The following is a 12,187-nucleotide window of genomic DNA, read 5'->3' on the forward strand; positions in this document are numbered from 1 at the left end:
TCCTTTTGCGTTGCTGAGGTAATATTATTTCAGCACGGCGACAATAGCTTCACACAATGGCGCCATATTGTCTGGCGTCATCCCTGCTACGTTCACACGGCCAGAGTTCACGGCGTAAACACCAAACTCATCGCGCAGGCGGATGACCTGCTCCTTGGTTAAACCGCTGAAAGAGAACATACCGTTTTGCTTGATGATGAAGCTGAAATCTTGCTCAGCCCCTTTCTCTTGCAGGGTATTAACAAACAGCTGACGCATACGTTGAATACGTTGACGCATATCGGTCAACTCTTGCTCCCAAATGGTACGCAGTGCTTCGTTACCCAAAATGGTTGCTACCACTGAGCCGCCATGAGCCGGCGGGTTAGAGTAGTTCGCACGGATCGTGGCTTTGATTTGGCTGAAGGCTTTGTCTGCGGTTTCACTGTCGGCGGCAACCAATGTGCAAGCGCCCACGCGTTCGTTATACAAACCAAAGTTTTTCGAGTAAGAGCTGGCAACCAGCAGTTCATCATGTTTAGCGGCGAAGATACGCAGACCCTGAGCATCTTCCTCCAAACCATTGGCAAAGCCCTGATAAGCGAAGTCAAATAGCGGTAGCCAGCCTTTGGACACTGACATTTCAGCCAGCGCTTCCCACTGTTCTGGCGTAGGGTCAATACCGGTTGGGTTATGGCAGCAGCCATGGAACAGCACTACGTCACCCGCTTCAGCCTGCTCTAAGCTCTTTTGCAGGCCAGAGAAGTCCAGTTGATGGTTATCGGCATCATAGTAGTCATATTCGCGCACCTCGAGCCCTGCGGCGTTAAATACGCTTTTATGGTTAGGCCAGCTTGGATTGCTTACCCAAACTCGCTTAGCTGATGTTTTATTCGCAATAAAATCAGCAGCCACACGCAGAGCACCGGTACCACCCGGAGTTTGGGCGGCATGCGCACGTTTGTCCTGAATGATTGGGCTTTCTTTACCAAACAGTAATTCCAGCGTGCAGGTCGCGAAAGCAGGAATACCATCAATGCTCAGATAGTTTTTTGTGGTTTCGTTTTCCAGCAGATACTGCTCAGCTTTTTTAACGCTGGTCAGCACCGGTGTTTTACCTGTTTCATCTTTATAAACACCGATACCTAAGTTGATTTTATTGGTACGGGCGTCGGCACGGAATAAATCGGCAAGACCTAAAATCGGATCCGCTGGTGCGGCTGGGATATTTTCAAACATGTAGGGGCTTCCATGTGTCGAGTTGAGCCAGAGAGCCCTCAGATTACCGCTACGTCGCAGGCTTGCCAACCGTTTGCCACAAAAAGAATACAAAGTTGTTACCTGAACGCTTCAATGACGATAAAAGCACCAAAAATAAGAAGAAAAGGGGAAATGGGAGAGGAAAATAGGGGAGTAAACGTCGTGCGAGGATAGGAAAAAATACAGGCTTAACGCAAGGGAATATAGCCGATAGCAAAAGGCAGAGCCGAAGCTCTGCCTTAAATTCCGTTCTGTTACAGTCGTTAGACTGTCGTCAGATTAGAACTGGTATACCAGACCCAGAGCGACGATATCGTCAGTAGCGATGCCGTTAGCTTTGGTGAAATCGTTGTCATCCAGCAGGTTGATTTTGTAATCAACATAGGTAGACATGTTTTTGTTGAAGTAGTAAGTCGCGCCGACATCAACATATTTAACCAGATCTTTGTCACCAGATAAGTTGGTGTTCAGGTCTTTACCTTTAGACTGCAGGTAAGCAACTGATGGGCGCAGACCGAAGTCGAACTGGTACTGAGCTACGATTTCGTAGTTCTGAGTTTTGTCTGCGATACCGTTCTTGCCGTATGGAGTCATGTTGCGAGTTTCTGCATACATAGCTGCCAAGTAGACGTTGTTAGCATCGTACTTCAGGCCAGCGGTCCATGCGTCAGCTTTATCGCCACCAGCTACGTTACTATTAACCTGACGGCCTAGAGTAGTTTGCTTATTAGTACGGTCAGATGAAGAGTACGCCGCACCAGCGCTGATACCCATTCCGAAATCATAAGTGGTAGACAAACCGTAGCCGTCACCATTCTGCTGCTGGTAGTCACGACCATTGTTGCTTTCGGTCGCACTGCCGTTTTTACCCTGATACTGAACTGCGAAGTTCCAGCCATCAACCAGACCGAAGAAGTTGTTGTTACGGTAGGTAGCAACGCCGTTGGTACGACCGGTCATGAAGTTATCGCTGTTGGTATAAGTATCACCACCGAACTCTGGCAGCATATCAGTCCATGCTTCTACGTCGTAGATTACGCCGTAGTTACGACCGTAGTCGAATGAACCGTAGTCACCGAATTTCAGGCCAGCAAAGCCCAGACGGGTTGCGTTTTTAGAAGAGCCGTTGCCTTCAGTGTTGTTAACTTTGATGTTGTATTCCCACTGACCATAACCAGCCAGTTGATCAGAAATCTGAGTTTCGCCTTTGAAGCCGAAACGAGCGTAAGACTGATCACCGTCTGAACCTTTGTCGTCAGAGAAGTAGTGCAGGCCGTCAACTTTACCGTACAGATCCAGCTTGTTGCCATCTTTGTTATAGATTTCAGCTGCGTTTGCTGCACCAGCTGCCAACAGCGCTGGGATCACTACTGCAAGAATATTGCGTTTCATCATTGTTACCCTCTAAAGGAGTTATTTTTTTTTGACACCTGCCACTGCCTAAATTAATTCTGCGCGGAACTATTTCATCACTTACGGAACTAAAAGAGAAAGTATGGTGTCTTCCTGTGTCTGCATCGCAGTGTTCCATTCACTAGGCTGATAATCCACACCGAAAATGATACAAAAGTATAATTCGAGTAACAAAACGAAAGTATGTGTTTCAAATTGTAAAAATTAGGGAACTTTGTGACAGGGGTCTAAGTTTAAAAAAGAGAGGGGCCAGCATTGCTGGCCCCTCTTTTGTAATGAAAACGTTTAAATGTTGTTTTATTACTTATTTAGAAAGTTGCGTTTCGTGGGGTGCGTGGGAATGGAATCACGTCACGAACGTTTTGCACACCGGTGACATAGGCGATTAAACGTTCAAATCCGAGGCCAAAACCAGAGTGTGGAACGGTGCCATAACGACGCAGGTCACGGTACCACCAGTAGTCTTCTTTATTCAGCCCCATTTCTTCCAAACGTGCATCCAGCATGTCTAGACGTTCCTCACGCTGAGAACCGCCAATAATTTCGCCGATCCCTGGAGCCAATACGTCCATTGCCGCCACGGTTTTGCCATCTTCGTTCATGCGCATATAGAACGCTTTGATATCTTTTGGATAGTTTTTAACAACCACCGGCGCTTTAAAGTGTTGCTCAGCTAAGTAGCGCTCATGCTCGGAAGAAAGATCCACGCCCCAATAGACTGGGTTTTCGAAGGTCTTGCCACAGTTGAGCAAAATATCTACCGCTTCGGTGTAATCGACCTGCGCAAAGTCAGAGGTGACAAAACGTTTCAGACGATCGATCGCATCTTTATCAACACGTTGAGCGAAGAACTCCATGTCGTCTGCGCGTTCATCCAATACGGCCTGGAAGACATACTTCAGCATTCCTTCGGCAACGCCCGCAATATCGTTCAGGTCGGCAAACGCAACTTCAGGTTCAACCATCCAGAATTCAGCCAGATGGCGGCTAGTATTGGAGTTTTCAGCACGGAAAGTCGGTCCGAAGGTATAAACCTTCGATAGTGCACAAGCGTAGGTCTCTCCATTCAACTGACCCGATACGGTCAGGAATGCTTCACGACCAAAGAAATCTTCGCCGAAATCAACTTTACCTTCATCGGTACGTGGCAGGTTTTCCATATCCAGAGTGGAAACACGGAACATTTCGCCCGCGCCTTCGGTATCTGAAGCGGTGATGAGTGGGGTAGAAACCCAGAAATAGCCATTTTCATGGAAGTAGCGATGGATTGCTTGAGCCAGAGTGTGGCGAACACGCGCTACGGCGCCGATCAGGTTAGTGCGCGGGCGCAGGTGGGCAACCTCACGCAGGTACTCGATGCTGTGACGTTTTGCTGCCATTGGATAGGTATCAGGATCTTCAACCCAGCCCACAACTTTGACTTCTGTTGCTTGCAGCTCGAAGCTCTGACCTTCGCCTGGCGAAGGAACGACTTTACCCGTAACTTCAAGAGAGCAGCCGGTTGTCAGGCGTAAAACATCACTTTCATAATTCGGCAGAGAATTATTAACGACGGCCTGTAACGGATTAAAGCAGGAGCCGTCATAAACGGCGAGGAAGGAGATACCAGCTTTAGAATCTCTCCGGGTACGTACCCACCCGCGCACGGTAACTTCAGTGTCGACCGCGGCACGGCCTTGCAGTACGTCGACTACAGGCACTACGCTCATAGATTTCTCTCTTTTATTGATCTTGAATGATAAATAACCCACTGCCCAGATAATACGGGCATGTTGCTATGTTACTTGTCACGCAAACAGACACAAGAGGAAATCACGGTCAAATCGCAAGAACTTGATGAGATATTGAGAGATTGAATAAAAAATCAAAAAATTATTTGGCTTACTCTGGGAAGTTGGCGGGTATTGATAATAAAAGAGGGCGTATAGATATCTACGCCCTCATTCTATTTATTGCGATCTCTTAGATAAACAGCATTAGCTATCAGCTGGCCTTTTTCACCAAGGGGAGATCAAAGGCTTTACGCAGGGCTTTGACAAACGCCTTATCGTGGCAAATGGTTTTTCCTGGGCTATCTGATAGTTTTGCAACCGGCTTGCCGTTGCACTCAACCAGTTTGATCACGATGTTTAGCGGTTTCACATCCGGTATATCGCAGGTCAACCGTGTGCCGATGCCGAAACCTAAATTGATGCGATCGTGGAAATGGCGGTAGAGCTCCAGCGCTTTTTCTAAATCGAGGTTATCAGAGAACACCAACGTTTTGGTCATAGGATCGATACCCAGCTTCCGGTAATGGGCGATGGCTTTCTCTCCCCATTCAGTTGGCTCACCGGAGTCATGGCGCAGGCCTTGGTAACGATTGGCGAACTGAGGGCCAAAATCACGTAGGAATGCATCCATGGTGATGCAGTCGGTTAACGCAATTCCAAGCTGGTCGGGATATTCATCTAACCATGCTTGCAGTGCGGCACGCTGGCTGTTGGCTAGCACAGGACAAATTTGTTGATGTGCTTGAAACCATTCGTGAGCCTGAGTTCCCATGGGCGCAAGATTCAGTTCTTGAGCAAACTTGTAGTTGCTGGTGCCAACTAACGGTGGGAAATCCGTCTTTAATGTTTCGATGATGGCGCGCTGCACATTATGTGAGAAACGGCGACGAGTACCAAAGTCCATCAATTTAAAACCAGCAAGATCGATATCGGCACTCAGCGCTTTGAAGGCGGTCAGCTTTTTACGCAACTGTGCAACCGCCATTTCAGGCGTTGCCAGAGGAGAGCGATCGCGGTGAACCACTTCACTAATGACGGCAAGCAGCGGGACTTCCCACATAATCACTTCACGCCAAGGGCCAGTGATGCGGATACTTAAATGACCGTCTTCATTACGAATATCGACCTGCTGTGGGTTAAAGCGAAATTCGCGCAGCCAGTCCAGATAGTCTTTTTTGAAAAACGGTAGAGAACTGAGATAAGCGTATTCTTCATCACTCAACGCAAGATCGCTCATAAAAGCGATTTGCTGAATAATATCGTCGGCATAGCTGCCCAGTAACTCGTCACCACGGCAACGAAATTCCGCCGCGACAGTGAGGTTGCGGTAACGATGATAGACGGCCTGCTGCATGTGCAGTTTATAGGCGTCAGTGTCCAATAATGAAGTTAATATCGGGGAAGCATGTTGAGTCATGGCGCGTTACTGCATCCTCGTCAGGGATATTCCACGTTCGGGATAATCGGCAAAGTCGGTGGAGTATACCTAGTTTATCCCGAGATTGAAGCCTCATAACACCATATGGCATTTGATAGGTCGAGGATTAAACGTGCCATTTGCAGTAGCACCTATTAAGTTGCCGTGCAATTGTACAATATTCATACCTTGAGCTATGTCTCGTTTCGCCTCTATTTAACTGGGGTCTTTATGCTTTGCATCAAAGCTAATGAAACCGCTTTGGGAGTAAAAGCTGACCTGATTCTTACCGCGCTTCTTCGAGAAATAGAGCGCTTCATCAGCCTGCTTTATCGAGTGATTGATATTCTTATAATCGTCTAGGCGAGCCAAACCACAGCTGATGGTAAAACCGACCCCAGGCTTATTCGGTATAGTGATGTGTAATAGCTCAGTATCAAGTCGTACCGAGTCGATGATTTGCATCGCTTGGGGAACATCGGTGTATTTAAGCAGGATGGCAAACTCTTCGCCGCCGTACCGGCAATATACCGTGTCTTTTGGGAGTGATTGTGTAAGCAACTGGCTAAAAGCGATGAGGGCCAAATCGCCGACGTCATGGCCGTATCGGTCATTAAGGTTTTTAAAATTATCGATATCAATCAGGCAGAAAGCGAGAGGATATTCCGCACTCTTGATTTGGCTGCATTGATTGAAGAATTTACGCCGGTTGTAAATATTCGTCAGCGGGTCGGTCGAAGACGCTTCGAGAAGTTCGTTGATTAGCTGTTGTTTCTCTAATTCGAGCTGATGTTTTTCGATTTGATTTTGGCGTAATTGGTTAATGGCATTAGAAATAGCTGAAAGCTCACCGCTTACGACAGAATTATCGGGCTGAATATTCAGGTCACCTTTGGAGAGTTTCATGATGTTTTTGTTGGTAAGCGTAAGCCATGAGTTGATCTTTGAGGAGAACACCAAAATGGGCATCACAATGAAAAGCGCCAGCAGCCAGCAAAGGGAAATCATGCCATATAGTTGGACACGGCTAAGGTCTATCTTGGTTTGTAATTCATGAAGCTCAAGATCGTAGCTACTATTAACGAAAACAGCGGATGCTTTATCCATACCAATAATGTAGCGGTAAAAACCATCGAACGCCTGAGATGAGCGACTTTGCATAACGCTGGTGAGATCGGCCGTCAATTTTTGCATGCTGCTTTTACTGAGTTTCTCTGATAAATCAGCAATTGCAGCTTCGGATTGAGCCGCATCAGGGGCTGTGGCAATAATAAAATCGACTCGAGAGCGTAGCGAATCTAAAACCCCAATAAGTTCAATTGACCGTAGATAAGAGCGGTTGCGCTTTACGTCATCGGTTTTGATATCAACCAGTTGATCGATTAATTCAGTCGCAGTCAGCGTTAAACGGTTATTTAAACGAATGCTTTCGATAAACTTGTAGGAGTGGCTGTCGGAAAGCGTCGTATTGTAGATGTATAAGAAATAAAGCTTATTAAGTTCAGTTATATAGTATGCGCTTTTCAAATCAAGTTGAGCCTGAATAAGTGGGCCAACTGCGGATAATTCCTGATTGTCATTAGCCGAAAGGCTATAAACAAGCGCTTCAGCTTTATCAAACATCTCATGCGTCTTTTTTTCGAGTACGGTTGAGGGGGTGTCTGTTGGCGAAAGCACTAAGGCCGCGGCATGACGTCGCACCTGTTTTTCTGCATTGAGAATTTCATCCTCAGTGATAGCGTTACTGATAAAACTAATGCGTTTAAGACGGTGGGCTAACAGGGCAGATTGAAATACTTCGGTAAGTTCGCGTAGCCGCTTAACTTTATACAGATTCTGTTGGTTTTCTGCGTAGTCAACATGCGCTTTGTGTAGTGAGCTATAGATAAAAATACCAAAAAAGAACACCAGAGCCGTTGTAAAAATATAGATCAGATTTTTTAGCTTCATGCGCGTTGTTTTCTGGGATTCGAACGTCTAGGGGCTTATTAGGTAAATCGCTGACCGCAGGTGCGGGCGCAATGAACAAGAAACTGTCGTTGCAATCATTATGTCAGAATATAGCCACTCAGAGTAAGTATTTAGGTCTGAGATTTATCTTGCTCCATTGTAGTCTATGTTCAGCTAGCCTTACTCTTTTACACCGTTTCTTTGCAGTGAAAAAGCACGCTGTCTTAGCGGGCTAGACGCTGATTTGATTGAAATATATACGAACGTTCACGAGTTCATCAGCAGAGCTTCGGTTTTTTGATCGGTGTGATACAGTTTAGTTAACGGTTAGTTAGGGCGCTGATGTGTTGTCAGCGGCTAGCTCTCGATGACGCGGTTTGTCACTCTCCCCGTCAATTTAAAATCTCTAGGTCTATCATCGGCGAAGCCTACAAGGGTATTTATGACACAACAACCTCAAGCCAAGTATCGTCACGATTACAAAGCGCCAGATTTTACCATCACCGATCTGGCCCTCGATTTTGATTTAGATGCTGACACTACGACGGTCACCGCAGTCAGTCAGGTTAAACGTCAGGGAAGCGCGCAGGCACCATTAATTCTTAATGGTGAAGACCTCACTCTGAAAAGCGTTAGCGTGAACGATGTTCCTTGGGAACACTATAGTGAGTCAGAGAATCAGCTGGTTCTGGAAAATCTGCCTGACGAATTCACGCTGACCATTGTGAACGAAATCCATCCGGCGAAGAACAGCGCCTTAGAAGGCCTGTATCTGTCTGGCGAGGCGTTATGCACCCAGTGCGAAGCTGAAGGTTTCCGCCATATTACCTATTATCTGGATCGCCCTGATGTGTTGGCGCGTTTCCGTACCCGCATCGTGGCGGACAAAGCTCGTTATCCATTCTTGCTGTCTAACGGTAACCGTATTGCGCAGGGTGAATTGCAAGATGGTCGTCACTGGGTACAGTGGGAAGACCCATTCCCAAAACCATGCTACCTGTTTGCGCTGGTCGCAGGGGATTTCGACGTGCTTCGCGATAGCTTCACCACCCAAAGCGGGCGAGATGTTGCATTAGAACTTTACGTAGACCGCGGCAATCTTGATCGTGCCGGCTGGGCTATGACCTCGCTAAAAAATGCCATGAAGTGGGATGAAACTCGTTTTGGTCTTGAATATGACCTCGACATCTATATGGTCGTCGCCGTCGATTTCTTTAATATGGGCGCGATGGAGAATAAAGGTCTGAACATCTTTAACTCTAAATATGTTCTGGCTAAGGCTGAAACCGCTACCGATAAAGACTATCTCGGCATCGAAGCCGTGATCGGTCATGAATATTTCCACAACTGGACAGGTAACCGCGTGACCTGCCGTGATTGGTTCCAATTGAGCTTGAAGGAAGGTTTAACCGTATTCCGCGATCAGGAATTCAGTTCGGACCTCGGTTCGCGTGCAGTAAACCGTATTGATAACGTTCGCGTAATGCGTGGCGCTCAGTTTGCGGAAGATGCCAGCCCGATGGCACATCCTATCCGCCCTGACAAAGTTATTGAAATGAATAACTTCTATACGCTTACCGTGTATGAAAAAGGCTCTGAAGTTATTCGCATGATGCATACCTTGCTCGGTGAAGAGAACTTCCAGAAAGGCATGAAGCTCTATTTTGAACGTCATGACGGCAGCGCGGCGACCTGTGATGATTTTGTACAGGCGATGGAAGATGCCTCCGGCGTTGATCTCACATTATTCCGCCGTTGGTATAGCCAAGCGGGCACGCCTGAATTGAGCGTGCGCGACGAATATGACGCTGAGCACCAGCAATATCGCCTGTATGTCACTCAGCAAACACCGCCGACTTCTGAACAGCAAGAAAAACTGCCGTTGCATATCCCACTGGATATTGAACTTTATGATCCGCAGGGCAATGTGATCCCGTTAATGATCGATGGTGAAGCGGTAAGTAACGTGCTGAATGTGACAGAATCGGAGCAAAGCTTCGCGTTTGATAATGTTCCACATAAACCGATTCCTTCTTTATTACGTGAGTTCTCTGCGCCGGTAAAACTGGAGTATCCGTATAGCGACCAGCAGCTCAGTTTCTTGATGCAGCACGCCCGCAATGACTTTGCTCGTTGGGATGCGGCGCAAATGTTGCTGGCTAAATACGTTCGTCTAAACGTGGCTAAATTCCAGCAGAACCAGCCGCTCTCTCTGCCAATGCACGTGGTTGACGCATTCCGCGCAGTCTTACTGGATGAGTCTCTCGATCCTGCGTTGGCGGCACAAATTCTGACATTGCCTTCTGAAAATGAAATGGCAGAGCTGTTCAGCATTATCGCTCCTGAAGCCATTGGTGCGGTGCACTCGGCGATCACTCGCCTGCTAGCGAAAGAGATGGCTGATGAGTGGTTAGCGGTCTACAACAATAACCGCACCCCAGAATATCGTATCGACCACGCAGATATAGCTAAGCGCTCACTGCGCAATGTATGCCTACGCTATCTGGCTTTTGGTGAAGATGTAGTCATGGCGGATGAATTGGTTGTTCGACAGTACGAGAACGCCAATAACATGACTGACTCTTTGGCCGCGCTTTCTGCCGCTGTTGGCGCTGAACTACCATGCCGCGATCGTTTGATGGCTGAGTTCGACGAACGTTGGCACCAAGATGGTCTGGTAATGGATAAGTGGTTCATGTTGCAGGCGACGAGCCCATCGGCGTTGGTGCTCGATAACGTGAAAGCGCTCTTGAAACATCGCTCATTTACCCTGAGCAATCCAAACCGCATTCGTTCTCTGGTGGGGGCATTTGCTCAGGCTAACCCATCTGCGTTCCATGCCGCCGATGGTTCAGGATATGCTTTCTTAACCGAGATCTTAAAAGATTTGAACACGCGTAACCCACAGGTTGCGGCACGTATGATCGAACCGTTGATCCGTTTAAAACGTTATGACGAAAGTCGTCAGGCTTTAATGCGTAAATCATTGGAAGAGCTTAAAGGTCTGGATAATTTATCCGGCGATTTGTTTGAAAAAATTACCAAGGCGTTAAACGCATAATTAGCGCTGTCATTCACTCACACCAAGCCCCGTAATGACGGGGCTTTTTTGTATACGGCGATATTTATTCGCCTTCAAACCTGACGCAGCATCTGCTTAACCTGCTATCGTCATCGACTTTACCGCTATCTTTCGATCCGCTGCATGAATGCGTTTCATAGCAAAATTTCCGTATAAAACATCGATAAATGAGCGAGTAAGAGTAAACGTTTGCGCCGATTACGTTGTTTTTGTTTTTAATCAATTCCAATCTGTTGAAAGATACCGGATAATACCGCCCCGACTTGCCACCGGGATTCAGGAGATACCATGCTTTACCCCTTCGTTAGAAAGGCACTTTTCCAGCTCGATCCAGAGCGCGCGCACGAATTTACGTTTAAGCAGCTTCGCCGTATTACGGGTACTCCATTGGAGTTTCTGGTTCGTCAGTCAGTGGCTTCTAAGCCGGTAACCTGCATGGGATTATCTTTTAAAAACCCGCTCGGTCTTGCTGCGGGATTGGACAAAGATGGTGAATGTATTGACGCCCTAGGAGCGATGGGGTTTGGTTTTATTGAAGTGGGTACTGTAACTCCGCGCCCTCAAGCGGGGAATGATAAGCCGCGTTTATTCCGTATCGTTGAGGCCGAAGGTTTAATTAACCGTATGGGATTTAATAACCGCGGCGTTGACAATTTGGTCGAGAACGTCAAAAAATCGCATTTTGGCGGCGTACTGGGGATCAATATCGGCAAGAATAAAGATACGCCGGTTGAGCAGGGGAAAGACGATTATTTAATCTGCATGGAAAAGGTTTACTCCTATGCGGGCTATATAGCAGTAAATATTTCCTCTCCAAACACCCCAGGATTAAGAACGCTTCAATATGGAGAGGCGTTAGACGATCTATTAACAGCGATTAAAACTAAACAGATCGAACTGCAACAGAAACACCATAAATATGTTCCTGTGGCCGTGAAGATCGCGCCGGATCTTTCTCATGAAGAATTGATTCAGGTTGCAGACAGTTTAGTCCGTCATAATATCGACGGCGTCATCGCGACCAATACCACACTGGATCGCAAATTGGTTAACGGCTTTAACTATTGCGAGCAAGCAGGTGGTTTAAGTGGGCGCCCTTTGCAATTACACAGTACTGAAATAATCCGACAACTTTCTCAAGAGTTGCAGGGTCGTTTGCCAATCATTGGCGTTGGTGGAATTGACTCCGTGATTGCAGCAAGAGAAAAAATAGACGCAGGCGCTTCTTTGGTTCAAATTTATTCTGGTTTTATCTTCAAAGGACCGGGATTGATTAAAGATATCGTTAACTACATCTAATTATTTTCCTACCTA

Annotated in this window: 7 protein-coding genes; 2 read left to right on the plus strand and 5 right to left on the minus strand. The window is 47.0% G+C overall.

Translation table 11 applies throughout. The features are described from left to right. Positions 1–24: 24 nt before the first annotated feature. The 5 genes from K9N75_RS08820 to K9N75_RS08840 form a co-directional block, all read right to left on the minus strand. Positions 25–1,218, minus strand: coding sequence for an amino acid aminotransferase (locus K9N75_RS08820; protein WP_008813028.1), 1,194 nt, complete (start codon positions 1,216–1,218; stop codon positions 25–27). Between the two features lie 300 nt (positions 1,219–1,518). Beyond that, complete coding sequence (gene ompC / locus K9N75_RS08825) at positions 1,519–2,634, minus strand: porin OmpC (RefSeq protein ID WP_276530426.1); 1,116 nt, start codon at positions 2,632–2,634, stop codon at positions 1,519–1,521. Positions 2,635–2,960: 326 nt separating this feature from the next. Then, positions 2,961–4,361: an asparagine--tRNA ligase gene (gene asnS, locus K9N75_RS08830; RefSeq protein WP_004095687.1), complete on the minus strand. Its 1,401-nt coding sequence runs from the start codon at positions 4,359–4,361 to the stop codon at positions 2,961–2,963. Positions 4,362–4,635: 274 nt separating this feature from the next. Beyond that, entirely contained in the window at positions 4,636–5,841 is a 1,206-nt protein-coding gene (gene pncB, locus K9N75_RS08835) for a nicotinate phosphoribosyltransferase (RefSeq protein WP_008813031.1), read from the minus strand. Between the two features lie 216 nt (positions 5,842–6,057). Beyond that, the gene (locus K9N75_RS08840) at positions 6,058–7,791 is read right to left on the minus strand and encodes a GGDEF domain-containing protein (RefSeq protein ID WP_199372099.1); all 1,734 of its coding nucleotides are present in this window, start codon (positions 7,789–7,791) and stop codon (positions 6,058–6,060) included. Positions 7,792–8,233: 442 nt separating this feature from the next. Here K9N75_RS08840 and pepN point away from each other — a divergent pair, with 442 nt between their 5' ends. Together pepN and pyrD are read left to right on the plus strand one after the other, a co-directional pair. Beyond that, a complete protein-coding gene (gene pepN, locus K9N75_RS08845) occupies positions 8,234–10,852 on the plus strand; it encodes an aminopeptidase N (protein ID WP_224452486.1) in 2,619 nt (872 codons plus the stop codon). A gap of 309 nt (positions 10,853–11,161) precedes the next feature. Next, entirely contained in the window at positions 11,162–12,172 is a 1,011-nt protein-coding gene (gene pyrD, locus K9N75_RS08850) for a quinone-dependent dihydroorotate dehydrogenase (protein ID WP_004095679.1), read from the plus strand. The last annotated feature ends 15 nt before the right edge of the window (positions 12,173–12,187 follow it).

It is taken from the genome of Hafnia paralvei, from assembly GCF_020150375.1.
Lineage (GTDB): Bacteria > Pseudomonadota > Gammaproteobacteria > Enterobacterales > Enterobacteriaceae > Hafnia > Hafnia paralvei.